General features: G+C 58.8%; 19 protein-coding genes and 6 pseudogenes. 14 read left to right on the plus strand and 11 right to left on the minus strand.

Annotated features, from left to right (window positions below; translation table 11 throughout):
• The first annotated feature begins 61 nt into the window (after window positions 1-61).
• The gene (locus tag FIU28_RS04870) at window positions 62-1498 is read left to right on the plus strand and encodes a phospholipase D-like domain-containing protein (RefSeq protein WP_143571916.1); all 1437 of its coding nucleotides are present in this window, start codon (window positions 62-64) and stop codon (window positions 1496-1498) included.
• On the opposite strand, the gene FIU28_RS04875 is transcribed toward FIU28_RS04870, so the two are convergent.
• Together FIU28_RS04875 and FIU28_RS04880 are read right to left on the minus strand one after the other, a co-directional pair.
• Window positions 1495-2457, minus strand: coding sequence for a lysylphosphatidylglycerol synthase domain-containing protein (locus FIU28_RS04875; RefSeq protein ID WP_143576036.1), 963 nt, complete (start codon window positions 2455-2457; stop codon window positions 1495-1497). The genes FIU28_RS04870 and FIU28_RS04875 overlap by 4 nt on opposite strands.
• A gap of 19 nt (window positions 2458-2476) precedes the next feature.
• Window positions 2477-3223, minus strand: coding sequence for an endonuclease/exonuclease/phosphatase family protein (locus tag FIU28_RS04880; protein WP_210247752.1), 747 nt, complete (start codon window positions 3221-3223; stop codon window positions 2477-2479).
• A 1236-nt stretch (window positions 3224-4459) separates the two neighbouring features.
• Between FIU28_RS04880 and FIU28_RS04885 the strand changes: the two genes are divergently transcribed.
• The 7 genes and pseudogenes from FIU28_RS04885 to FIU28_RS26795 form a co-directional block, all read left to right on the plus strand.
• A complete protein-coding gene (locus tag FIU28_RS04885; RefSeq protein ID WP_143571918.1) occupies window positions 4460-4669 on the plus strand; it encodes a dodecin in 210 nt (69 codons plus the stop codon).
• 202 nt (window positions 4670-4871) lie between these two features.
• Window positions 4872-5909 (plus strand): annotated as a pseudogene (locus FIU28_RS04890) (zinc-dependent alcohol dehydrogenase family protein).
• 385 nt (window positions 5910-6294) lie between these two features.
• A complete protein-coding gene (locus tag FIU28_RS04895; protein WP_143571919.1) occupies window positions 6295-6756 on the plus strand; it encodes a rhodanese-like domain-containing protein in 462 nt (153 codons plus the stop codon).
• A gap of 637 nt (window positions 6757-7393) precedes the next feature.
• Entirely contained in the window at window positions 7394-7675 is a 282-nt protein-coding gene (locus tag FIU28_RS04900) for a hypothetical protein (protein WP_143571920.1), read from the plus strand.
• 350 nt (window positions 7676-8025) lie between these two features.
• On the plus strand, window positions 8026-9744 hold the full coding sequence (locus FIU28_RS04905) for an HAD family hydrolase (RefSeq protein WP_143571921.1): 1719 nt from the start codon (window positions 8026-8028) through the stop codon (window positions 9742-9744).
• Window positions 9745-10088: 344 nt separating this feature from the next.
• Window positions 10089-10529, plus strand: a pseudogene (locus tag FIU28_RS04910) (IS701 family transposase); the annotation flags it as partial.
• Window positions 10469-10795: pseudogene (locus tag FIU28_RS26795) on the plus strand (hypothetical protein); the annotation flags it as partial. The pseudogenes FIU28_RS04910 and FIU28_RS26795, both read left to right, overlap by 61 nt.
• Before the next feature lie 516 nt (window positions 10796-11311).
• On the opposite strand, the gene FIU28_RS04920 reads toward FIU28_RS26795, so the two are convergent.
• On the minus strand, window positions 11312-11497 hold the full coding sequence (locus tag FIU28_RS04920) for a hypothetical protein (RefSeq protein WP_143571923.1): 186 nt from the start codon (window positions 11495-11497) through the stop codon (window positions 11312-11314).
• Between the two features lie 853 nt (window positions 11498-12350).
• Between FIU28_RS04920 and FIU28_RS26280 the strand changes: the two genes are divergently transcribed.
• The 6 genes and pseudogenes from FIU28_RS26280 to FIU28_RS04945 all read left to right on the plus strand — a co-directional run.
• Window positions 12351-12515: a hypothetical protein gene (locus FIU28_RS26280; RefSeq protein ID WP_168202862.1), complete on the plus strand. Its 165-nt coding sequence runs from the start codon at window positions 12351-12353 to the stop codon at window positions 12513-12515.
• Window positions 12516-12794: 279 nt separating this feature from the next.
• Window positions 12795-13022: a hypothetical protein gene (locus tag FIU28_RS04925; protein ID WP_143571924.1), complete on the plus strand. Its 228-nt coding sequence runs from the start codon at window positions 12795-12797 to the stop codon at window positions 13020-13022.
• Between the two features lie 928 nt (window positions 13023-13950).
• Window positions 13951-15150 carry an IS256 family transposase gene (locus FIU28_RS04930; RefSeq protein ID WP_143571925.1) on the plus strand — a complete coding sequence of 400 codons (1200 nt, stop codon included), beginning with the start codon at window positions 13951-13953 and terminating at the stop codon, window positions 15148-15150.
• 27 nt (window positions 15151-15177) lie between these two features.
• Entirely contained in the window at window positions 15178-15654 is a 477-nt protein-coding gene (locus tag FIU28_RS04935) for a hypothetical protein (RefSeq protein WP_143571926.1), read from the plus strand.
• Between the two features lie 141 nt (window positions 15655-15795).
• On the plus strand, window positions 15796-16044 hold the full coding sequence (locus FIU28_RS04940; RefSeq protein WP_168202863.1) for a phasin family protein: 249 nt from the start codon (window positions 15796-15798) through the stop codon (window positions 16042-16044).
• 620 nt (window positions 16045-16664) lie between these two features.
• Window positions 16665-16856, plus strand: a pseudogene (locus FIU28_RS04945) (transposase); the annotation flags it as partial.
• Between the two features lie 15 nt (window positions 16857-16871).
• On the opposite strand, the pseudogene FIU28_RS04950 reads toward FIU28_RS04945, so the two are convergent.
• The 8 genes and pseudogenes from FIU28_RS04950 to FIU28_RS04985 form a co-directional block, all read right to left on the minus strand.
• Window positions 16872-18058: pseudogene (locus FIU28_RS04950) on the minus strand (IS3 family transposase).
• Between the two features lie 735 nt (window positions 18059-18793).
• Window positions 18794-19396, minus strand: a pseudogene (locus FIU28_RS04955) (MFS transporter); the annotation flags it as partial.
• 20 nt (window positions 19397-19416) lie between these two features.
• Window positions 19417-22656, minus strand: a complete 3240-nt coding sequence (locus FIU28_RS04960) for an efflux RND transporter permease subunit (RefSeq protein ID WP_143571929.1) — start codon at window positions 22654-22656, stop codon at window positions 19417-19419.
• 3 nt (window positions 22657-22659) lie between these two features.
• Window positions 22660-23874, minus strand: a complete 1215-nt coding sequence (locus FIU28_RS04965; RefSeq protein WP_143571930.1) for an efflux RND transporter periplasmic adaptor subunit — start codon at window positions 23872-23874, stop codon at window positions 22660-22662.
• A 39-nt stretch (window positions 23875-23913) separates the two neighbouring features.
• Entirely contained in the window at window positions 23914-24183 is a 270-nt protein-coding gene (locus FIU28_RS04970) for a metal-sensing transcriptional repressor (RefSeq protein WP_143571931.1), read from the minus strand.
• A 390-nt stretch (window positions 24184-24573) separates the two neighbouring features.
• Window positions 24574-25041 (minus strand): hypothetical protein, encoded by a 468-nt coding sequence (locus tag FIU28_RS04975; protein ID WP_143571932.1) that lies wholly within the window; start codon window positions 25039-25041, stop codon window positions 24574-24576.
• Window positions 25038-25730, minus strand: coding sequence for a methyltransferase family protein (locus tag FIU28_RS04980; protein ID WP_143571933.1), 693 nt, complete (start codon window positions 25728-25730; stop codon window positions 25038-25040). The genes FIU28_RS04975 and FIU28_RS04980 overlap by 4 nt, the downstream gene beginning before the upstream one ends.
• The gene (locus tag FIU28_RS04985; protein WP_143571934.1) at window positions 25727-25984 is read right to left on the minus strand and encodes a DUF2933 domain-containing protein; all 258 of its coding nucleotides are present in this window, start codon (window positions 25982-25984) and stop codon (window positions 25727-25729) included. Before FIU28_RS04985 ends, FIU28_RS04980 begins: the two co-directional genes overlap by 4 nt.
• Between the last annotated feature and the right edge of the window lie 10 nt (window positions 25985-25994).

Here is a 25994-nt window from a genome sequence, read left to right on the forward strand (position 1 = left end):
TTCTTTACCGCTGGCGTGTGCGGGCGAGATTGACGCGTCTTGGATTAGAACGGCTCGGTTGATGCAGAAACCGTCTCCCGACCGTCCCATTCTCAAGAAGGGGCACAATTGTTGGCGTATCGCCCCCGCAAAACGGGCCGCGGTGCTGATCGATGGGGCGAATTACTACGCGCAGCTCGCCAAGGTCATCCGCGGCGCGCAGAAATCCATCCTGATCATTGGCTGGGATTTCGACGCGAGCATCAAGCTTCTACCCGAGCAGCCTGACTATCCAAAGCTTGGCGATCTGCTGCGCTCCCTGGTCGAAGAGCGGCCGCTGCTGGAAGTCCGCGTCCTGGTTTGGAGCGTGGCGGACCTGCACGCGCCCAGCGCGCCGCTGCCGCTTTTGCTCGGCGCCCCGTGGGAGGACCATCCGCGCACACAGGTCCGGCTCGACCGCGAGCATCCGCTTTATGGCGCCCATCATCAGAAAATCGTCTGCGTCGACGACACCGTTGCCTTCGTGGGCGGCATGGACCTGACCATCCGGCGCTGGGACACCACGGAACACCTTGCCAACCATCCGCTGCGCAAGGATCCCGACGGAGTGGCTTATCCTCCCGTGCATGATGTTCAGATGGCGGTCGAAGGAGAGGCGGCACGCGCCGTCTCCGACGTGGCCCGAGAGCGGTGGCATCGCGCCATAGGGGAAAATGTTCCACCAGTGACAGGTGCGGCTGACCTCTGGCCGGATGATTTGCAACCAGACTTCACTGACACGCCGGTTGCTGTCGCTCGCACCTTCGCCTCCTGGAAGGGCGCGCCGGAAGTCACCGAGGGGATGGCGCTTACCATCGATGCCTTAAGCGCAGCGAACCGGTCGATCTATATCGAGGCGCAGTATCTGACGGCGCCGCGGGTCGGGAAGCTGCTCGCGGAATCCCTCGCGCGCCCCCATGGGCCGGAAATCGTCATTATAGTGCGGCGGCTTTTCACCGGCAAAATGGAAAGCTTCGTGATGGGCGGAAACCAGAAACGCCTCGTCCAGCGCCTGCGCCGGGCCGACCGCTACGGCCGTCTCGGAGTTTATTATCCGGTGGTCCTGCGAGCAGCAGGCGATTGTCCCGTCATCATTCACTCCAAGATCATCATCGTCGACGACGATTTCGTGCGTGTCGGCTCGTCCAACCTGAACAATCGCTCTATTGCGCTCGATACCGAATGCGATCTCGCCATCGAGGGATCCGATGACGAAAGACGTCGCACCATCGCGGGCCTGCGTGAAAGGCTGATTGCCGAACATCTCGACACCACGCCGCAAGCGGTGCGTGACACCGTAGCGGCTGAAGGCTCTCTTCTTCGTGCTATTGAGCGGCTCGGCTGCAATCGCCGCTGCCTGCGGCTAATTCCTGATTTTGGCAAGCTTCCAACCCGGCCGGTCTTCGGCACCTGGCTTCTGGACCCACCCCGGCCGTTTTTCTTGTTCCAGCGCAAACGCGCAAAGCATGATGCCGGCTAGGCGGCGCGCTTCCTACCGTGATAATATAGTTCGGTGATGGCGAACAGCGGGCCGCCGATGCACAGCGGCACCAGGAAGTAGATCATGCGGAACATCACCAGCGCGCCGATGATCTTGCCGCCCGGTAGCAGTAACATCATGACGCTTTCGATTACGCCGAGCCCCCCGGGAACATGGGTGAGCAACGCTATGCCATTGGCGATGACATAGGCCGCAGCCACCGCGAAATAGGGCACGTCGGCGACGGCAGTGAGCGTCTGGTGCAGGCAGGCGGCCACACAGGCGAAATTGGCCGATCCGGCGGCAATTTGCGCAAACGCGAGGTTGAATTCCGGCATCGGCAGCGACCAGCCTTTGATCGTCAACCGCCGGCGCACGAAGGCAGCGGCGGCCAGATAAACCGCCGACACCGCGAGGCATAGCAAACCGATGATTATGGCAAGCGATGGGGCGATGCCGGTGATTTTCGCCGCAAGATCGGGCCGCAGCAGCAGGGACAGGCCGGCGAGTGTGATCAGGCCAAGCCCTACCGTCACCCCGCAAAACACGATCACCCAGGCAATATCGCCAGGCCGCAGGCCCCAGCGGGAGTAAAAGCGGTAGCGAACCGCACCGCTGCTCAAAGCTGCGAAGCCGATATTGTGACCGAGCGAAAGACTGCAAAACGACGCAAGCGCCGCATGGCGGTAGGGCAGGGGCTTTTCCACATACCGCAGCGCCAGCCAGTCGAACCAGCTCAGGCAGAAATAACTTCCCGCGGCAAAAAGGCCAGCGAGTAACAGCCGGCTTGGCGGAATCGCCTTTATGGATTGAACGATGTCATTGAGGCTATAGCCGCTGAGCGTGCGATACAGCAAAAAGCTCGCGAGAACGATGATCGCGATGGCTATACCGTACTTGACCCAAGTCCAGCGGAGTTCTTTTTGCGTCTTCAGGCTCGTGACCGCGCGCTTGCCCATCATGCGCTTCCCGCCACCTTTATTGTGCCGCCTGTAAGCGCAAGGCGGCTGCATCGATGTCGAGATCGATGACGAGCGGCAGATGGTCGGAAGCCACGCGCGCCAGCGGCGTACGCACCGTGTCCACCCGCCTCACATTGATCGCGGGCCCGACAAAGGCATAGTCGATCCGCAAGGCTGCAAAGCGCGCGGGAAAGGTCGGTTTACCGCGTCCGCGCTGCGATTTCTGCGCATCGTGAAGGCGGGCGGTGAGCTGGAGGTAACTGCGCGACCCCGGCAGCGCATTGAAGTCACCGACCAACACGACGGGATTGCGGCATTCGGGATGCCCAAGCCAATCCGGCCCGAGCAACTCATCGATCTGCTTATGCCGCTCGCGCGACCGCAAACCGAGATGAGTATTGATCACTTGCACGTCCGCACCTCCAACGGAGATGGAGACCCACAGCGCGCCGCGCGGCTCGTAGCGTCCGACGCCCGGCAGTTGCGGCAAGGGCCCGGCCTTTATCAGGCGCGAGGGCCATGCGGTGAGGATTGCGTCGCCATAAAGCTCTTCCATCACCCGCAACGCGGGAAAGAACTGCGCCCTTATGCCGAGCGCTAGTGCAATCATCTCGGCCTGGTCCGCGCCGCCGCTGCGCGCACGGCCGACGTCTAATTCTTGCAGGGCCACGATGTCCGGCTCAGCCGAGGCAATCACGTCCGCGATCCGCTGCGGCGACCATTGCCGGTCGCGGCCCCGGCACGCGTGGACATTGTAGGTCATGATGCGAACCAATGCGGAAAGCTCCGGCGATGAATGCGTGCGGGGCGGACCAAATACCTAATGGTTGGGCGGCAATGAGCCCAGTAACGGTTAGCCTGCCTCTGCTCCGCGCGCAACATATTGCAATTGTTTTAGATCGAGAGAGCCCAGTCGTCCGCCGGAGAGCGTTCAAAGCCCCCTGAGAGCTTGCTCACACCACGTGCACATTGCCGCCGTCTTCGGCAAAACCACATGTAGCGTCTTGGAACGAACCCGATGGCAAATTAGGCGAACGTCCTTGACGTCGGCGTCTGAACGTCATCGCTGGCGGAACTCGGTGACGGACACCATTTGAGCAATGGCGATGACTGCTTTCCGGAAGAGATGGGCGGATGGCTCATGCCCCGCCCTCCGAATACGGCACGATTCGCATCGTGAGGGACGTCTGTTCCTCCGATCTGCAGAAGTCCGGGCACCATCGATACCACCACTCCGCCACTACAGGCGTGGGCGTCTCTATCTGAGCGTAGATACCAAATGCTTTCACCTCAAAAGAGAAACATGTTCCGTTCCCAAGTATGGAACATCATTCGTATGGGAGGCGACTTACTGATGACGCAGATTAAATCGGGCTCTTGCCGAAGAGGTGATCAAAATTGACCGCATTAAGCGAAGAGTGATCGCAATCTATTCGAGTGCGAGGGAGGAACGATCTGTCTTTTGGTAACTTGTTGCGCACTGACAAAGCAAAGATCCAGTTCGTGAACTCCATCATGGCTTCTGGCGTGATCGATACCCAACTTAGTCGTTTCATCCCGCATATGACCGAGATCGAGGCATATCAGCGATAAAAACCCCGACAAGCCCGCCGGTGACGAGTTGCTTGATGGAGGTCAGAGTGGAGGGGGCAGAGACCGGGAGCGGTAAATCACCAGCGCTAACCGCCGAAGCCGCCCATGCGGGTGCGACCACAACGCTTAGAGCGTAAGCTTGAGAGTACACTTGGGCGTCTCAATCACTTAAAGGGTCAGGAATACATTAGGAAGTGTGACATCTGAGACCTGTTCGACAACGATGGCACCGCTGGAGTGCCGGTATGGCAAGATGGCAGTTTCTTAAATAGGCGGCTCTCTTGGAAAAGAGGCCGAACTAACTAGGACGATAGAACGGCTTCCGCCGACTGCCACAAATGTATTTCAGTTGAAAGTCTGGCCAAAAAATGGCGTCGATAAACTCGAAAAAGAAGGGTGAGACTAAATGAAAAACCACGTTTACAAAGTAATTGAAATCGTCGGTTCGTCCGAAACGAGCATAGAGGACGCAATCAGTACAGCAGTTGCGCAGGCCAGCAAGACCGTCAGGAACATGGACTGGTTCGAAGTCGTCCAGACCCGCGGGCACATTGAAAACGGAAAGATAGGCCATTACCAAGTGACTCTCAAAATCGGATTCACTCTAGAAAAGTGAGCACCCTTCCGATCGGCCGAGTAATGATTTTCCGATTTCTCATTTTGTGGATCTAAAATACTTTACTCGATGCTGTTGAAAAACATTTTTTGTCGTCGGACGACAGCCTTAGATTAAGGTGAGGTTTCCATAATGCTTATCAAGCAGTCAGCAAACGCCATTAAGCTCCAAAAAGGTGATCTGACGTACGAATGGAACCAGTATGAAAGCTCTCTTCTACCTCGGCCCCGGCGCTAAAGCTATTGAAGAACGTCCCAAACCCGAACTTCAGTCGCCCGGTGACGCCATCGTACAAATCACCAGGACGACTATCTGCGGAACTGATTTGCACATCTTGAAAGGCGATGTGGCCACTTGCGCGCCCGGCCGTATCCTCGGGCACGAGGGGGTGGGCGTAATCGACTCGGTTGGTGCTGGTGTGACCGCTTTCCGCCCCGGCGACCGGGTGCTGATCTCCTGCATCTCATCTTGCGGAAAATGTGATTATTGTCGGCGCGGTATGTATTCGCACTGCTCCACTGGCGGCTGGATTCTTGGCAACGTCATCGACGGCACCCAAGCGGAGTTCGTCCGCATTCCCCATGCCGATACCAGCTTTTATCCGATCCAGAAGGCGCCGACGAAGAGGCGCTGGTTATGTTGAGTGATATCCTTCCGACAGGCTTTGAATGCGGTGTTCTAAATGGCAAGGTTGCGCCGGGATCGACAGTGGCGATTGTCGGCACTGGTCCGATCGGCCTCGCTGCGCTGCTCACTGCGCAGTTCTATTCACCGGCCGCGATCATCATGGTCGATATCGATGACAACCGTCTCGAGGTCGCGAGGCGTTTCGGTGCAACCCATACCATTAACAGCAACGACGGCAAAGGCGGTTGAGAAGATCATGGCCCTCACGGCTGGTCGCGGCGTCGATACAGCAATCGAGGCGGTCGGCATGCCCGCAACCTTCGTTCTCTGCGAGGATATAATCGCAGCAGGCGGAGCTATTGCTAACGTCGGCGTCCACGGCATCAAAGCTGATCTTCATCTTGAACGGCTCTGGTCGCATAACATCACTATCACGACGCGCCTGGTGGATACGGTCACGACCTCGATGCTACTCAAGACGGTGCAATCCAAGAGGATCGACCCAAAACTTCTGATTACGCATCGGTTCAAATTCGGTCAGATCCTGGAGGCCTACGAGACCTTCGGAAATGCCGCCAGCAAGCGAGCCTTGAAGGTAATAATCGAGACATAGGGCTAGTTGTCGACGCCATCGCTCCCAACTTCCTGCCATCCAGCCCGAACTGGGTCAGCGTCGCGCAGCTCGACGGCGCGCATGCTGAGGCACTTTATGTCCCCGCCAACCCGCTTGCCAACACTTACCGCGGGGCCGGATTTCGCGGATGGGAAGATGTTGTCCCGACCCGTCGAAGCTGTTCAACTATGTATAATTCAAACGGGCGCCTTTTATTTGCTGGCTACGCGCGCATCCCTGACTACGTGTCGCCCTCACTCGCTATTGCTGCGAACAACTTAGTCGGGTTTGATCACTAACGGATTAAATTTCGCGATTTCGTGGAACCAAACTTGCAGCTGTGACGTTTCGGTAAGTTCTAATCAATCGAACATGAGTATCTGTCATGATGCGCAGGCTAGGTATCGCCGCTATTCTTCTAACGATGCTCGGAATGTACCCTCCCGTTCTTGCCGAAATGAGCAGGAACTGGCCTGACTCTGTTGACCAGTACGTTGCGCAAATTCGCAAGACGGTCCAAACGACGGATATGGACGGGTATTTGGCGGCAGTGAAAAGCCCGAATGAGCAGTTGCTGCTCGATGTTCGCGAGGAAGAAGAGTTCAAAGCCGGGCACGTTCCAGGAGCGGTTAACATCCCGCGGGGCCTGTTAGAATTCCGCATCTGGACGCAGCTGGGGCACCCGGCGCAAGTTGACACAGGTAGAAAGATCTACGTGCAATGCCAAACCGGTGGCCGAGCGACGCTGGCAACTAAGCAACTTCAAGACATCGGTTTCACCAACGTGATCGCCGTAATCATGAATTTTGAGGATTGGCAGAAGAAGGGCAATCCCCTCGTGAAGTGAGAATAACTGCGTGCCCCGAGAATTCGCAGGACGATGAAAAATCAATAGCCGAGAAGATTGTGGACTGGATAAAGGACACAACGGCCACAGTGATGGGACGCTGCAAGATCTGCTGCCAAACAAGTAGCCAATACTCCAATGGCAGCGCTGCATCGGACGCGGACCTTTTTGCTCCCGACGCCTATGCTACCTCCGATGCCTATGCTGGCTCAGCAACTTAAGCCTTCGAAGCCGATAGAAACGGCTGGAAATAAGGCAGTCCAAAAGGCGCCTAACAAATCCTTAGCAATGAAATCAACTAACTCGCCGTCGGCGAAACCGAATGTCGGCAAAACACAGCAAAGAAGTCAACAAAGAAATCAAAATCGAAACGCTAACCGCTCTTTTCCGAGGACTTTGGCACTCGAGCGTGCCGCTTGCATTTCTACACACGTCAAGGCGCCGTTTGATCCAAGTCAACACGCTCCCATGGTTTCATATTTTGGTTAAAACATACATTGGAAAAGGAGAGTCACGTTCTCCGATGTGCAGCTGTGCACGCTCTCGGGTTGGCAGTTGCTTGCTGCATAGGCGTTCTGGTGTGTTCAGTCTCTTTAAGCTGGCGATAGCGCTAGTCTTCTTCGTACGGAGGTTTAAGATGAAATACGTAGTTTTCGCGTTGATACTGGCAGCTACCGCTTTCGTATTCAGCCCTGCATCTGCAGTGATGATGTCTTGCTCCGGAGCGGACATGTCAAAAATGACAACAATGCTGGCCGGAATGCCTGACGGCCCACATAAGTGGGAGATGAACAAGCATTTGGCCATCATAAACGCCGCAATGGCCAAAGACGGCATTCGCGGATGCAATATGACAATGAAGAAAATGAAGATGATGATGAAGGGTTCAAAGATGACGATGATGAAGTCCGGGATGTAGTCGGAAGAGCGTCAATTGGGTCGTCTGGACAGCGTTGTTTCTCATTGAAAGTAACGGTCACGCCAACTCATCACCAACTCTCTATTCCGCCCTTAGCGTTATCCTATCGCGGCGTGATGACACGAGATGATGCCCCGAAAGTGAGGAATCATAAGCGACGATCTTGTTATTTGAAGCAGAGCTCGCCTCGCGATGTAGTGCTACTTCGCTGCCTCACTGCGTCGACGTCACGCGAGCGACACGTGACCTGTAGCGCTGGTGGTGTGTAGCAAGAAGTCTACTTGTTGACTCCAGCTCACGCGCGCTCGTGACAAATTGCAAGCGTTTAACGTCGAATGGAAGTGAGAGACATGTATTATTTGGCTATCGCTGCGGATTATGACGGCACAATTGCTCATGATGGAGTTGTTGATCCTGCGACTTTCGATGCATTGAAGGAATTCAAAGCGGGTGGCCGCCGACTGATCCTCGTGACAGGGCGTGAGTTACCGGATCTAAAGAGGGTCTTTCCGAAACTACAGATCTTCGATCGTGTTGTCGCCGAAAACGGAGCATTGATTTATGATCCGTCAACCGAAGAGGAGTGGGTAATCGGATCGGTACCCCCTCCTTTGTTCATCGAGAAGTTGAAGGAACGGAAGATCGAGCCACTGTCGGTAGGTCGCTCAATAGTAGCCACGTGGGAGCCGCATGAGACGGCTGTTCTTGAGGTCATTCGTGATCTCGGATTGGAACTCCAGATCATCTTTAACAAGGGTGCCGTGATGATCCTCCCGTCGGGCATGAACAAGGCGGTAGGCCTAGAGGCGGCTCTCGTTCAGCTTGAACTCTCGGCCCACAATGTTGTTGCGGTAGGTGATGCCGAAAACGACCATGCATTCCTACACGCCTGCGGTTGTTCGGCCGCGGTTGCGAACGCGCTCCCGACGGTGAAAGCCTCTGCCGATATCGTGCTGGCGGGTGTACGAGGCGCCGGTGTGATCGAGCTTCTAGGCAAAATTCGTCGAGACGATGCCCGCATTGCTCCGCGGGAGCGGCAGGGTATTCCGCTTGGCACCGAGCGTGACGGAAAGCAGGTCTATCTAGAACCGCATGGCGGAAGCGTGCTGATCGCCGGGAGTTCAGGAACCGGCAAATCTACATTGGCCACAGCGCTCGCTGAACGCATGGTCGAGCAGGAATTCGAGTTTTGTGTTTTCGATCCGGAAGGCGATTATGATGAGCTTGAACATGCGGTTTCAATCGGCGACGCGACTACCCCGCCTAAAATCGATGAGGCGCTTAAGCTGCTTCGCCAGCTACGAGCTAATGTCGTGATCAATACCCAGGCTCTGACCGTCGCAGAACGGCCTCCGTTTTTTGCCAAGCTTCTGCCTCACATCGCGTCGTTAAGAGCAAGAACGGGTCGGCCACATTGGCTGCTGATCGATGAAACGCATCAGCTTCTGCCAGCCTTCCGTGATGACGTTGCGCAAGTCCTGCCGGATCACTTTGCGGCTACGGTCTTCATTACAGTGCACCCAGAAATGATTTCGATTGACGCATTGAAAACTGTCCAAGCGATTGTCGCTCTCGGCGAAAACGCGAACGAGACTATCACCGCATTCTGCAACGCCATCGGTGTGGATGCACCTGAGCACGTGCATTCAGCTAGGGAAGACGAAGTCCTATTATGGACGCCCAGAAGTAACGAAGCCCCGCGTGTGGTGCGCGCCGAGCGTCCACGCCAATCGCACAAACGGCACACCCGAAAATACGCTGAAGGTGACCTTGGGACGGACCGTAGCTTCTATTTCCGAGGCCCGGAAAATGCCCTCAATCTGCGTGCCCAGAACCTTATGCTGTTTCTACAGATAGCTGAGGGAGTGGACGCCCCGACGTGGGAGCACCACTTGCGCGCCGGCGATTACTCCACTTGGTTTCGTAAAGTCATTAAGGATGACAATCTGGCGCGGGAAGCTGCTGAAATCGAAGCCGATGAGAGCCTGAATTCGAGTGAGAGTCGCAAGCGTATACGCGAGATCGTGTCGCGGCGCTATACAGCCCCCGCAAGTGCTCATGAAACTTGACGCGCTGTTAACTGATTGAGCTTTCGAAGCTCCGCTTTCGGGCATCTTCGTTTCACGGTCGCATAGCGTTGCCGTAGACGCCATAGGCAGACATATCGACCAGCTATAAGCGAGCGAGGAAGGACTAATAGGCAGCTACCGTGTTGATCATAACGGCCGTATTCCATGCGGCGATGTCGCGGCCGCGGTCGAGCAGCAAGCAAACGCGTAGGCCATAGGGCAGTCGATCGAAGATTCCGACAAAAGCCTCAAAAGCTTCGACCCAGTCGTCTGCGAAGACGATCTCATAGGCCGCCTAGCATTACAGTTGCCTTTTGCGAGGCTTTCTGAATCCATGGGCAACCATGATTCGAACATCGTGGACGCAGACAGCGTCGATTGAAGAGACGCTTGCGTTGTGGGCGGCGTCGCTTCGGGAGATCAAGAAGCGGATACGTCCATTGTTCGGGCAAGAGCGTGTTGCGAAGAATGCTGGCTTGTTTCTGGAAGGTCTGCTTGGAGACGAGCAACGCAAGACCGGTTGGATGCGCGCGGAGGCCGCGGGCGATCCTGGCCCATGGCGGCAACAGGCGATCCTGGGTCGCAGGGATTGGGATGCGGATGCCTTGCGCGATATCGTCCGCGATTATGTCATCGAGCATTTGGCGGATGACGATGCGGTCCTGGTGATCGACGAGACCGGCTTTCTCAAGCAGGGCAAAGCGTCGTGCGGAGTGGCGCGGCAATACACTGGTTCCGCAGGGAATATCACGAACTGCCAGATCAGGGTCTTCGCTGCCTACGTCGTCGGCTGGGCATAGCCGCCTCGACGGTGCGCGAGACGTTGAGGCGTTTCGAGGGCGCCGGGCTGGGTTGGCGCTTGCCGGACGGCATGAGCGACGGCGACCTGGAGGCGGCGCTTTACGCTAATTACGGTAACAAACGGGGCCATCGCCGTCACGCCGAGCCGGATTGGCCGACGGTTCATCGGGAGCTGAAGCGCAAGCACGTCACCCTGGTGATTGTCTGGGATGAATATATCGCCGCCAACCCCTGGGCTGAGCGCGTCTCCAATCTCACCAAGGTCCTCGGCCGAGAGGCCACGCTTGAAGAAATGCTGACCGCTACCGAGATTCACCAAATGACGCCAGCGGAGGTCGACGCGCAGCGCGCATCTTTCGTCCGCGGCATGACCGCCCGCTGCGAGCACGTCGAACTCGACTTCGAGCAATGCCCAAGGTGCCGGCGCTAGAATACTCCCACATGACCCAAGAGCGCGACGCCGTCGTCGGATCCCGCAATTGCCGGCGTCAAACAATATCGGCTTGGGAATCAATCTTTATCGCCAAATGAACCAAAGTGCCAATTAAGTATTCCATTTAGGCATACGCCGAGTGACAGCCGGCCACAACGGGGATGTTGGACGCGGCGATTTCGTCGGCTTCTCGTCGTGACAGCAACGCATCGGTACGCGTCGCAATCTAACCCGTTCTCGGCGTATGCGCTTATTTCTCACTCTTTAATCAGCTTGCTCAAGAAGGTCATATTCAGCAGGCGAAGCAGTGTTGCCGGCAGACCGTTGACTGTCTCAGGGCGGAGCGCCGAGGCGGTTTATGCGCGCCAGGGCAATTGCCACGTCCGGATTGCCCAGCACCAACGCTAAACGATCGAGCACGCTAACGGAATCACGCGGGATAGGCTGTAAGTAATCCGCGAGAATCTGCCGGGCTGATTCGACAGCAGCGAGCAATATCATTTCGTCGGACTTCGACAATTCGGCGGCCTCAAGGGGCGCCTCGCACTTCAAACAAGTATATCTGCGCTCGCCGCCTATCTGCGGCACCACGAACTTCACTGCCGTGCAACAATTTATGCAAATTGGAGGAGGCATCTAAAATCTTCAAAGCTCCTCAAATAGCGTTTAGCATGCATCAAAATGCTTGGCTTGTCTGTGTGGTCGCTTACTTTGAGCACGTTTCAGCAAGGTTGGCGATCACCTTGGCGCAGCGCGGGCCACCCACGCGTCACCCAGTTGGGTCATCTCGCCTGCGGATGTGGTTTCGGGCTACGTGAGTGGCCTGGAATGCCGCACAGTTCCGTAAGAGATCAAACGACCATTCACCCCCACCTTCGTCCGATAGCCCCGTTGGGCGACTCACGTGAGGCAAGAGCAGATTTGGCCCTCGCCGAGCGCTGCTGGCCGATAAGGATTAACCCGGGCTCGCAGTATGCCGAGGTGATCGCGTGGTCGGTATAGCGCGTTCGTCGCGCCACCCTTGCACCGGTCGATTTCTTAGCAAATAATGCCTTCCAGCATTTGGAGGCTCAGATGCCTGACGCTCTTACAAATTTGATTGGCTACGGATTTTTTCTGCTCATTTTGGTGATAGCCATCAACCCCATATGGCTTTACCGATTGAGCGATCGCCTATTTCGACGTGGTTAGCCTTTCGCAAGTCCGAGGCAAGCCGCCCTTCCTAAGTTGACCGACCTTCATCCGCCGACCAGGACTGCGCGGTTCGGTTCAATCCACCGCTCTACTGTACGCCGCAGCGTACCCGCAGGACCAGCACCGCCACCGGAACCATGATGCTACGGCAGCGTTGGAAACGGAGCAGAGGACAGTCATGACCAAGAAAACCAGCACCGAGCTAAAGCGCGAGTTGGATCAGGCAACGCGGATGCTAGTTGGTGCCACCGATCCGGGAGAGCGGGATCGCATTCGCGAATACGTGAGAGAGTTGGAGCGGCTTTTCGAAGCAGCTGCGGACAGTGAAGAGCGCAAAGCTTGACCTGCGACCCAGTGCGCAGGCTGCCGCCACGAGCGCGTTGGCAGCCTGATAACCTGAAGCCAAAATTACAGTCAACCGGTCAAACAACAGCTGGTCTCCTTGCGCCTGCGCAGCGCTGTGCGTCCGCAGCGGCACACATTGTAAGGTGGCCTCAAATGCCTTTTATTTGTTTGGAACCCGACAGAGGTTCACCTGTTGGCTCCAGATCACCGTCCGCCCTAGGCAGTTAACGGTGACAGAGAGTTCGGTAGCGCTCCCGCCTCAAACATTGCGGGTAAAATGGCGCATTACAAAGCTTACTTCCTAGCTCTTGACGGTCGTTTCGTAAAAGCGAAAGACATTATTGAAGACGGTGATCAGGCGGCTGTAATCGCAGCACGCGGCATGATCGGAATGAACGCCGTTGAGCTTTGGGAGCAGGATCGAAAGATTGTGCGGTTCGATGCCGCCAAACTTATAGCCTCTCCTGATCTTCAGCCGCGGGAGCAGCCCCATGATTTACCGTGAGCACGCTTTTACCCTGGTCGAGACGTTAAATCCTTCCAGCTGGAAATGGACAGTCCAACTAACGGGAAACGGATCGAAGACGGGAGACAGCCCCAAGAGGCATACTGCAGTCCTAGCCGCATGGTCTGCTATTGATCAGGTATTTAAATCAGCTAATCGCGCTCAAACCGTTACTCACACGATTGTGGACGGCCGCATGATTCCGAAGCCCGCGATATGAGCAGCGTGACTCGCTCGCGAGACCATCTTTTACTATGAGGCTGGCTTATGATTGACACGCTTTCAAGCTGGATCGGCTATGCTGCGGTGGCTCTGGTGGTTATCATTGCCATAGCAATATGGGCTAACCGGTAGCGATTGGCCTACCGCAGGCTCACCACTCCGGTGCTGCCATCGAAAGGAAGACGAAATGTTGTTCAGTGGCTTTCCTGCCCGATACGAAACTTAATTTCGCTAGATGATGCAGAGCGTTTTTGTAAAAGCCGACGATGATCGGTCCCCATAGCGTGAGGAACACGTTTGCGACGGCGTAGGTGACGGTGAACGACACCACCGGCGTGGCGTTGCCGGCCTTCTCCAGCAGCGCGGCGAAAGCGGGATCACTCCAACCGGCTGTTGCTTCTGAGAATTGTGAGTCTGTTCAACGCCATGTATCGCTGCGGCCATCGACGGGATCGAGCGGTCATCGTCAAAATTGCGTAAGAGCCCTTATTCCACGCCGAAACACACCCAACCGAGTGATCTTTTCAGTTGCGAATTTGCCCGCGGATTTGATCGTGCCCCAAGTGGTGGTGTAGGTTTTTGGTCTGGTGCCGCTGGCGAAGCGCGCTTTCCAAGAGCGCTGTAGCGAGCCAGCGGCATGTGGTGGTCACCGGCGATTCGCCGGTAGGATCGGGTTGCAACACTCAACGCAACCGAGGAACCACCGATGACCAGTGACATGATGAGCCTTCGTGCGCTCGTGGAGAAGACCCCCGACGCGGATATTTTGCGCGAGATGATCGGCTTCGCGGCCGAGCGGCTGATGGAGATGGAGGTGTCGGTGCTAACCGGCGCCGGCCACGGCGAGAAGAGCGCGGAGCGGCTGGTGCAGCGCAACGGCTACCGGGCCCGCGATTGGGAGACCCGCGCCGGCACGGTCGAACTGCGGATCCCGAAGCTGCGCAAGGGCTCGTATTTTCCGGGTTTTCTGGAGCCGCGACGGATGGCCGAGAAGGCGCTGACGGCGGTGATTCAGGAAGCCTATATCCAGGGCATCTCGACCCGCTCGGTCGATGACCTGGTCAAGGCGATGGGGATGAGCGGCGTCTCCAAAAGCCAGGTGTCGCGGCTGTGCGAGGAGATCGACGAGCGCGTCAACGCGTTCCTGGAGCGGCCGATCGAGGGCGACTGGCCGTATCTGTGGATCGACGCCACCTATTTGAAAGTCCGGCAGAATGGCCGCATCGTCCCGGCGGCCGCGATCATCGCGGTCGGCGTCAACAACGACGGCCGGCGCGAGGTTCTGGGCATGGACATCGGGCCCTCCGAGGCCGAGACGTTCTGGACCGCATTCGTGCGCAAGCTTGCCCGGCGCGGATTACGCGGCGTCAAGCTGGTGATCTCCGACGCCCACGAGGGCATCAAGGCAACGGTGTCGAAGGTGCTGACCGCCAGCTGGCAACGCTGCCGCGTCCACTTCATGCGCAATGCGCTGGCCCATGCCGGCAAGAGCGGGCGGCGCGTGGTCTCCGCTTTCATCGCCACCGCCTTTGCCCAGGACGACGCCGAGGCGGCCCGGGTGCAATGGCGCAAGGTCGCCGACCAGTTGCAGCCGACCATCCCCAAGCTGGCCAGGTTGATGCACGAGGCAGAGCCCGACGTACTCGCCTTCATGAACTTTCCGGCGACGCATCGCGCCAAGCTGCATTCGACCAATCCGATCGAACGCCTCAACGGCGAGATCAAGCGTCGCACCGAGGTCGTCGGCATCTTCCCCAACGAGGACGCCATCCGGCGTCTCGTCGGCGCCATACTGCTTGAGCAGAACGATGAATGGGCCGTCCAGCGCGCCCGCTACATGACACTGGAAACCATCGCGCCCATCAGCGATAATCCCATCGTCGGGCTGCCCGCAGTCGCAACCTGACCAGCCCGGCCGTGGCCGGCAATCGTGGTGGCCATCAAGAAGCTACACCACGCGTTGGGACACGATCGCGGATTGCCCGAAAGCCATGGCCATTGCATGATTCAACGGATAGTGTTGGACCACGCGGAAGACTGCAAACGGCCGGCAGAAAAAATGACAGGTGCTGAGTCCAGACTTCTGAAAACCGGCGACCGCGTATGTTGGCGCGGTGAAAAGAGCGATCAGGGCACGGTCACCGATGGCAACTGGTCTGGGGTCACCCTCAACTGGGACAGCAGGTGCCTGCAGTCCATCTTGCACAACGACATGCAGCTGTTTTCGCTATTTTCGGAAAATGACTGCGATGAAATAGGTAAAGTCGAAGGCTGCATCGGCGGAAGTGCGTGTCCAGCCTGCAAAGGCACTGGATTTCCATCTGTGGCGCAGGCGGCCAAGCCAGGCCGCCGGATCTATCCACTAACTTGTAAGCAGTGCCTGGGTAAGGGACGCTTGGCGCGCGAGTAATTCTCAATTGCTGCCCGTTGCCCGGCCTTCAATTGTTTTATTGTGCGATGCACAATTTGACTTGCATTAAACATCAGGAGTCGCCTACAAGGCCGATAGTTGCACGGGAGCCCCCCAGGCATCTTTTTAAGGGAAATTACATTGACTGATTTCAGCGCCGTCCAAGCGAATTTCACTGCCATCGCGACCGCCCATGCAGATTTCGCCAAGGCATCCATGGAATCCAGCAAGAGCTATTTCGAGAAGCTTGCCACTGTCAAATCGCCGCAGAATTTTATGGAATTGACGACCGAATTCACCAAGTCGGCTTATGAGACCTTCGTCACCGATGCCGCTAAAATTAGCGAGCTTTACAAGGCCGCTTTTCAACCGGCTGCCGCCAAAATTTAAAGGTACAGCCGCTACATGATTAGCCCGCCATTCTGGCGGGTTTTTTCTTTAAACGTAGTGAGTGGGAAGTCGAGCCATAGACGAACCCGGATCGCTCGCACTCCGGCTGGACGCCCCTCACAGGCGCGGTGATAGGCACTCCATTAGCGGCGTCATAAAGGTAATTTTCATCGGCCGGTATACGGAAAACGCGATTGTTCATAGCGGACGACTTGACGCCGGCGTAATGCGCTCCTGCTTAAGGCGGACCCGGCCAATCTGAGAGCTTGAAACTGCTCAATAATCATTGATTGTCGGCCTATGGTGCGCAACGGCGTCGACGGTCATCGCATTCGCGCGGACCAATAGCCTCGCAGGTCAGCAGGACACCAACAAGCCCGCTATGGCGAACCCCTCTTCGACCGACATGAGCAAGGGTGCCGCGACCGGCGGCATGACCACGGGAACGTCGAGCGGCATGACAAAGGGTATCCCTCCGTTAGCGGCCGCCTTGTTGTGACGGATGAAATGGCGATGCCGCATAGTTAAATCTCAGTTACGAGCTAGGTTAGCGACGCGGCATGGGCCGGATGACGTAGATCACGGGCATAGAGCGGCGGCGGCGCTAGAGCCATGAAGAACGGGCGGAGATTTGGGCGGCGGCCGATGAGCCCGGGGCGGTCGTAGCGGAGGTTGCTCGACGCGCGGACGTGTGCACCAGCGTTGTTTATAAATGGCGGCGTGAAGCGCGGAGTTCGGCAATCGAGCCGGGTTTTGCTTTTGTTGTCGTGGAACAGCCGGGATCAATGCCGACGTCCGCGAGTGGCTCATGACCTGCCTCTGAACTTTCATCCAGTTGCGATTAGAGCCTCGGCGGATGTTACGCCGTTCGGCGCGGGGTGAGCAACGTGCGATCGGCGAAGCTGGTCAGGGTTGCGCAGCCGATCGCACGTTGCGGTGAGGGTGGCGGCATAGGCCGCAGGCGTCAGGTAACCCAGCGAGGAATGCGGGCGTTGGCTGTTGTAGTCGTCGGCCTAATTCTCAATCCGGGAACGGGCGTGGTCGAGGCCGAAGAACAGGGTTTCGTTGAGCAGTTCATCCCGCATCCGGCCGTTGAAGCTTTCACAGAAGCCGTTCTGCATCGGCTTGCCCGGCGCGATGAAGTGCCAGGCGATCTTGTGGTTCTCCGACCAGGTCAGCATCGCGTTGCAGGTGAACTCGGTGCCGTTGTCCGAGACGATCATGCCAGGCTTGCCGCGGCGCTCGATCAGCGCCGTCAACTCGCGCGCCACCCGCCGTCCCGGGATCGAGGTGTCGGGGATCGCCGCCAGGCATTCCCGGGTCACGTCATCGACGATGTTCAGGATCCGGAAACGGCGACCATTCGCGAACTGGTCGTGGATAAAATCCAGCGACCAGCGGGCATTCGGCCGAGCCTCGACGAGGATCGGCGCCCTTGTGCCGACCGCGCGGCGGCGAGCCCGGCGCTTGCGCACGCCAAGGCCTTCCTCCCGATACAGCCGGTAGATCCGGTTCAGCCCGGACGGCTCGCCCTGTTGCCGCAGCAGCACGAACAGCCGACGATAACCGAAGCGCCGGCGAGCATTAGCGAGATCGCGCAGTTGCTCCCGCAGTTCGGTATCCGGCGCCCGGCACGACCGGTACCGAATCATCGTGCGGTCGGCGCTGACGATCGAGCAGGCCCGCCGCTCTGACAGGCCCAGTTCGGCCTGCAGATGCGCGACAGCCTCGCGCTGGGCGGCGGGCCCTACCATTTTTTTGACAGAAGCTCGCGTAACGCCGCCGCGTCCAGCATCTGCTCGGCCAACAGCTTCTTTAGCTTGGCGTTCTCGTCCTCGAGCTGCCGCAGCCGCTTGGCCTCCGAGACGTCCATGCCACCGAATTTGGCCTTCCAATTGTACAGCGTCGCTTCCGAAACGCCGTACTTGCGCGCCAGATCGGCGGCCTTCGCCCCCGCCTCATGCTCCCGCAAAACACCGATAATCTGTTCTTCCGTAAACCTGGCTCGCTTCATCTGTCCGTCCTTCAGAGGGCCGGACTCTAACTTCAACTGGAGGAAATCGGCAGGGGCAGGTCACTCAGACGTTGGGGTTATCCCACATACGATGGTTAAGGAACATATAGCCGCACACTCCCGTTAGGCCGTCCCTATGGGAGTGGAAATAATGGACAACACAACACGTTGCCTAAACTGCGGAAAGCGTCTGGTGCCGGTCCCCTCTTCGAATGGGAGGACCGAATCGGAATGCATTTGGTGCCCGGGTATATCGGTCAAAAACAAACTTCCTGTCGACTTTCCGCCTATAATTCCAGAATAAGACCCAACTCTGCTACCACCATATCGCCGGCTGCCAGGCGACAATTTGCGTTAAATGGGAGCTCTGGCGACGTACCCTGCCGCGCTTAGCATGGAGGTTGTGGCATCCGCGCCTTCCTACGTGCTGAACGTCGAAAAAGTCGGCGGCCTCACTATCTCCGAACGATCGAAGGGCCGGCCGGCGCTGCTGGATGCTGTTAATTACACTCGTGCCGCTCAATTTCTTGCCCACCCGTCCGGGAGCAACCTTCCAAAACGCCATCTGGTCTTGGCCATTTTTTGGCAAAGTCAGGCTCTGGTGGCGGGTTCAATCGATCACTGTAACACAATCGGCGTACGCATCCGGGTGTTCCCCGTCAGCGAGCGGCCGCACGCCTTCGGAGAAATCGAAATGCGTGTGACTTCCGGGATGAAAGACGATCCGACCAAGTTTTCGTAGATGCCGCGCTTGCGCTGCGAGGCCTGCGGCTGGGGAATGGTCACGGACAGCACCAGCGCGGCCGAGCAGGGGGAGCCAACCACCGTCCCGACGAACAGCAGATTGAAGGTGATGACCGTGAGCAGTGCCGCCGCCAGGATTGGGCTGACCAGACTCTCCATGTCATAGGCCAGCCGGGATAGCGACAGCGCGCGGGTGTATTGGGCCTCGTCCGGAAGCACGTCCGGAATGGTCGCCTGGAAGGTCGGCGTGAACGCTGCGGAGGCCGACTGCAGCGCGAAGATCAGCAGGTAGACCTGCCAGACCTGATCGACGAAGAGCAGCACCAGCGCCACTGCGGCGCGCGTAAGGTCCATCGAGACCAGGAAGGCGCGGCGCGGCAAAAGATTGGCGAAGCCCCCGACGACGGGCGCCACTCCGACATAGGCGATCATCTTGATTGCGAGCGCCGTCCCGAGCACCGCACCCGCCTTGTCGCCGGCAATCTTGAACGCCAGCAGACCAAGGGCCACTGTCATCATGCCAGTGCCGATCAGCGCGATCACTTGCGCCGCGAACAAATGACGGTAGGTGCGGTTGCCCAGTACGGAAAGCATGCGGCGTCCCTTTCTGACGGCTACTCGGCGGCGCGGCTTGAGATGAAAGCTTGTCCTGAAGCCTTCTCCCGCTTGGTGGATGCGAAGAAGGCGTAGAGCGCTGGCAGGACAAGCAACGTCAGGAGTGTCGCGCTCAGCAGGCCGCCGATCACGACGGTAGCCAGCGGCTTCTGCACCTCCGCACCCGTGCCTGTGGCCAGCGCCATCGGCACGAAGCCCAGCGAGGCGACCAGCGCCGTCATGATCACCGGCCGAAACCGCGTCAGCGCGCCCTCGCTGATTGCCGCCTGTAGAACCAGACCATCAGAGATCAGCTTCCGGATCTGGCTCAGCATGACCAGCCCGTTCAGGACGGCGACGCCTGACAGGGCAATGAAGCCCACGGCGGCCGAGATCGAGAACGGCATGCCCCGAAGCCACAGCGCGGCGACGCCGCCCGTTAGCGCCAGTGGGACCGCGCTGAAGACCAGAAGGGCATCCCGGGCGGAGCCGAGCGCGCCGAACAGCAACAGGAAGATCAGCAGGAAGCAGCCGGGCACGACGACCATGAGCCGCTGGCGGGCGACCGAGAAGTTCTCGAATTGACCGCCCCAAGTCAGCCAGGTCCCCGGCGCCAGCTTCACTTTTTCTTCGACCCTAGCCTGCGCCTCTGTGACCAATGATCCGATATCCCGCCCGCGGACTTCGGCGGTGGCCACGACTCTCCGTTTGCCGTTCTCGCGGCTGATCTGGTTGGCGCCTTCGGTCTGCTCGAATGTCGCCAGCGCGCGCAGCGGGACCGATGCCGCAGCGGCGTTCGGGTTGAGCCGCGGCAGTTGAACCGGGAGGTTTTCCAGAGCGGATATGTCGTTGCGGAGCGCGTCGCTGAGACGGACGATGATCTGAAACCGACGGTCTCCCTCGAAGACAAGCCCGGCCACCTTGCCGCCGATTCCGGCCTCGATCACGTCCTGGACGGCCAGAAGGCTCAGGCCACGTCGCGCGATCTCCGCCTTGTCGATCTTGATCTCCAGGAACGGCAGGCCGGTGGTTTCCTCGACCTTCACATTCTGAGCGCCCTCGACGCGCCGCAGCGCGTTGGCCACGCTGGCGGCGGTGCGCTGCATCTCCTCAAAATCTTCGCCGAATACCTTGACGGCGAGATCCTCGCGGACCCCCGCGATAAGCTCGTTGAACCGCATCTCGATCGGCTGAGAAAACCCCACCTTGTTGCCCGGCAGCTTGGTGGCTTCGGCCTCGATCTGCTTGATCAACTCGTCCTTGGACAGCGACGGGTCCGGCCATTCGCTCTGCGGTTTGACGATGATGTAGGTGTCCGACGAGCTTGGCGGCATCGGATCGGCGGCCAGGTCGGGCGTTCCCGTCCGGGAAAACACGAAAGCGACCTGGGGGAACTTGCTGATCCCGTTCTCGATCAGAAGCTGCATCGACTGCGCCTGGTTCAGCGACGTGCTGGGGACACGCTTGACCTCCATCACAATGTTCTTCTCGTCGAGGGACGGCGTGAACTCCTGTCCCAGCCGGGTGAACAAAAGGCCGGCGCCGACGAAAAGCACGGTGGCCACGCCGATGACGGGCAGCGGCGACGACACCACGCGGGACAGCAGCGGTGCGTAGCCCGCCTTCAGCTTCCGAATGATGACGTTCTCGGTCTCACTCACCGGCCTGGTGACGGTCAGTGCGATCATGGCCGGCACGAACGTCAGCGACACCACGAACGCCACGGCGAGCGCGATGATCACGGTCAGCGCCATCGGCTCAAAGGTCTTGCCCTCGACGCCGGTGAAGGTCAGCAGAGGCACGTAGACGAGGATGATGATCAACTGGCCGTAGACCGTCGGCCGGATCATTTCGCTGGCGGACTCGGTCACCGTGCGCAGCCGCTCGTCGAGCGACAAGGAGCGGCCGAACTCACGCTGGCGCTCGGCGAGGTGTCGCAGGCTGTTTTCGGCAATAATCACCGCGCCATCGACGATCAGGCCGAAATCCAGCGCACCCAGGCTCATAAGGTTGGCGCTGATCTTTCCTTGCAGCATGCCGGTGGCGGTTACCAGCACGGTCACCGGAATGACGCAGGCCGTAACGATGGCGGCCCGAATGTTGCCGAGCAGCACGAACAACACCACGATCACCAGCAGAGCGCCTTCCGCGAGGTTCTTGGCGACGGTCTCGATCGTCGCATCGACCAACTGGGTCCGGTTTAGCACGGTGTGCGCATAGATCCCCGGCGGGAGTGTCCGGCTGATTTCCTTGATCTTGGCGTCGGCAGCCGCTGCGACCGTGCGGCTGTTGCCGCCGATCAGCATCAGCGCCGTGCCGAGCACGACCTCCCGGCCGTTGACGCTGGCGCTGCCGGTCCGCAATTCCTTGCCGATGGTGACTTCGGCCACGTCCCTGACGCGCACCGGAACGCCCGCCCGCGTGGTCACGACGATCTCCGAGATGTCCTCGATGTTCTCCACTCGGCCGCTGGCCCGGACCACGTAGCCCTCGCCATTTTGCTCGATGTAATTGGCGCCCCGGCTGACGTTGTTGGCCTCGATGGCCGCGATCACCTGGTTAAGCGAGAGGCCGAAACTGATCAGCCGGGACGGATCCGGCTGCACCTGGAATTGCTTGACGAAGCCGCCAATGGCATCGGCGCCAGCGACGCCGGGAACGGTCTTCATTTGCGGGCGGACGATCCAGTCCTGCACGGTGCGAAGGTGGACGGTACGCTGAAAATCGTCCGTCAGGCGTTCGCCTTCGGGCGTCAGATAGGTCCCGTCGGATTGCCAGCCGGGAAGTCCGTCACGGACAGGCGCCATCGCGCCGGGCTTCGCGTACTCGACGGCCCACCAGTAGATTTCGCCGAGTCCCGTCGAGATCGGTCCCAGCTTGACCTCGACGCCGGGCGGAAGGCTCGCCTTGGCCTCGTTGATGCGCTCGGAGATCTGCTGACGCGCAAAGTAGATGTTGGTTCGATCCGTGAAAACGGCCGTGATCTGGGCGAAGCCGTTTCGTGAAAACGACCGCGTCGATTCCAGCCCTGGCGTCCCGGCGAGCACAGTCTCCAGCGCCACCGTGACCTGCTTCTCGATCTCGACGGGCGTCAGTGCGGGTGCGACCGCGTTCACCTGGACCTGGACGTTGGTGACGTCCGGAACAGCATCGATCGGAAGCCGTGTCAGCGACCACAGACCAGACGCAGCGGCCGCAAGGGTAAGCAGTAGGATCAGCCAGCGGCGCTGGACCGAAAAATCGATGATGCGTTCGATCACGGCTCAATCCTCGTCGCGCGGCTTGGCAAGCTCGGCCTTGAGCGAGAACGTATTCGTTGTGGCAATCGTCTCGCCCGCCGTGAGGCCGGAGACCACCTCGACAGACTGGTCCTCCTTCTGACCGAGCGTGATGTCGCGCTTCTCGAAACCGTCCTTGGTCCGGACAAAAACGATGGGCCGGCCGTCGGATTTCTGGATCGCGGTCACCGGCACGACGGTGGTGGCGGTGCGTTCGTTGAGGGCGATCGCCGCCGTGACGAACGACCCAGGACGCCACGTCCCGTCAGGGTTCGGAATTTCGGCGACGACGCGCGCGGTCCTGGTATCTTTGTCGACGAGGGGACTCACGAAAACGATCTTCCCGGTGGTCGTTACCTCAAGGCCGCGCGCGGAGATCCTCACCGCTTGGCCTTCCTTGACCAGATTGAGGTCGGCTGACGCGACCGACAATTCGACCCAGACGCGACTCAGGTCGACGACGACGAAAAGTTCGGTCTCCAGGCTGTCGCGCCCGACGGCGGTGCCCAATTCGACCTTGCGCTCGACAACGCGTCCCGACATGGGGGCCCTGACATCCTGCCGGCGAAGGCGGGCTTCCGGCGCCTCCGGAAGAGCCACGATCTCGCTCTCTGCTAGACCCAGAGCCATCAACTTCTGCCGGGCGATGTTGACCCTCATGCCGGACTGGGCGGCGGCATTGCGAGAACGCAGATACTGCTGCTCCGTTGCGGCCTTACCCTCCCACAGGAAACGGTCCCGGTTGGACAGGTCCTGCTGCAGGTCGTTCGTCAGGCGGGCGGCTAGGTATTCGCTCTTGGCATCCGCGACCTCCCGGCTTTCGAGAACGGCGATCACTTCGTCCTTGGCTACATCGTCGCCGATGTTCTTGCGCAATTCGGCGACCGTTCCGGACAGTTTAACCGAGACGTGCGCGATCCGGTCCGCGTGCGGGATGATTCCACCGGGGACGACGAGCCGCTTGGCGATCATGCCCGGTCCTACCTTCGCCAGATCGATCTGGGCGAGCCTGATCTGCTCGTCGCTCATCGCCATGCCAGAGACGAGCTCCGCGGCCGATGGCTTCGCTGCGCTCGCGGGCGGACTGGACGGCCCGAGCCCGATCGTACGCTGGACCGTTATTGAGAGACCGGGGGCGAGCGCGAACACCGCGGCGCCAGTCACGAACGCGAGAACAATCATGGTCGGACGGTTGGGCATGTTGCTTTCAGACATGGCCGGGCGCTGGCGCGGGCAGGGTCAAAGGTATTTTGAGATGGCCTTGAACTCGTCGACGGTGGACTTGCCGGTCCCGTTCGCCGCGGTGTCGAGACAGCGGTCGACGTGATCGTGGATCAACGTCCTCTTCGCTTCGCTCACGGCCTTCTCGACGGCATGAAGCTGCTGCGCCAGATCCAGGCAGGAGCGGCCCTCATCGAACATCTCGATGACGCGCCGCAGATGGCCTTCGGCCCGCTTCAGCCGCTTAACGATTTTCGAGTGAGATTCGTGGGCGTGATCATGTACCATTCCTACCCATATCCCCCCGGGGGGGATATGGCAACGGCACAATTGGTCGCAGAAATGTCTATCCACCTTCGCCATCCGCCAAAGCTTCGGCGCTCTTGATGAGGACGCCGCCTGCTCCGCGGCCGACCCCTACCATGATCGATATCGACATCGCGTGACCTTGCGCGCACGGAACAGGTGATGATCAGGTCGCTTACCGTCGAGCGGACCGAACGCAAAGCGCGGCTCCAGACGGAAGCAAGTCCAGGCGGCGCAGGCGCCAATATCTACGACGTTGACGATCGGCAGCGCCGCCGACGAGTTAAGCCCCACGAAAAGCATGGCGGTGCGAGGATCCCCCGCGAGAAGGATGACCGCGTTCGTCGAGCCAGAATTAGATGCGTCAGTCGCTTATCTTCCAAGATATTGACGAGCGTTCGCAACCCCAAATGATTCGGCAAAAAACGTGAGGAGGCTGCACACCCACAGGATGGCGAGGCCAAGCAACGCCCATTTGAAATCGGAGTTGATGTCGAAGTTGATGCCTGTCATCAAACCGATGGAGAGCAAACCTGTCAAAGCGGCGGCCGCGACGGCGCCGTACTGGCGAGAACGATAGGACGTCGCTGCCAGTGCGATCGTTAGAATACCGGTCGCCGAGATGTATCCCCCCAGCACCCGGAATACCTGGGTGAGCCACAACGTCAATTGCGGAGCCACGGCTTCGAGTTGCGCCTGAGACGCGCCCACATAGCGGAGGTCTTCCGGAAGCAACGGCGGCCGCAACACCAGGAAATACGCGCCCACGGCCAGCAAACCCGAGCCGAACAAGATCAGGAAGATCGACGAAACGGGCCATTGCTTGGTAGGAAGCTTCATGGCTCTCCTCGGCCTGTATAGTCGTCAAATGCCGATCGAGAGGACTTTGCGCCTCTGTGGTCGCCAAATGTCGGCATCCAACCCGGGGTCGCCGCAGCGTATCGTTCATAGGCCTCGCCGAATTCCAAGCGGGAGTTACCGTCTTCCTGGTGTGCGAGATGGACGTACATTGAGACCAGCACTGGAAACATTGCGAGCGTGAGTATGGTCGGCCACTGCAGCAGGAAGCCGAACATCACCAAGATGAAGCCGACATATTGCGGGTGACGGATATAAGCATAGGCGCCCTCCGTCGCCAGTTCCCGGTGTTGCTGGGCGACGTACAGCCTACGCCAGGCCGCCGAGATCAAAAAGAAGCCGCCGGCAATGAATGCGAAACTCAAGATATGGAACGGGCCCGCGTGAGGGTTTGTCTTCCAGCCGAACATCATCTCAAGCAAATGTCCGGCGTCGTGCGAAAACCAATCGACGTTAGGATAGTGTGATTGCAGCCAGCCAGAGAAGAAGTATATCGTAAGCGGAAAACCATACATCTCGGTGAAGAGAGCGACCAGGAATGCGCTGAAGGCGCCAAACGAGCGCCAGTCACGGGTCGTCTGAGGCTTGAAGAAGCTGTACGCGAACAGGATAAAGACGAACGAATTGATGAGTACAAGGCCCCATAGACCATAGGCCGGTGAGTCATTCATGGTGCTTTCCTCTCCTCGCTTGGCAGACCAGTGCCTCCGTTGCCGTGATGTCCGTGATGCATAAAGAGATGCATGAGGGGGCAGGCGAGGAGCGGCAACCAAATGAGCAGACCAAGGACGTGCGATCTATGTTCGGTGAACAGGAGCGCACCGGCGATGACGGCAAATCCTATGAACACCAGCCCTGCGCGCGATCTCAGAAAGCTGGTTTGAGGTGTCCCGCCTTCACCGTGTGAATGATCGTGCATCGACATCGATAACTCC

Origin of the sequence: Tardiphaga sp. vice154, assembly GCF_007018645.1 — a bacterium.
Lineage (GTDB): Bacteria > Pseudomonadota > Alphaproteobacteria > Rhizobiales > Xanthobacteraceae > Tardiphaga.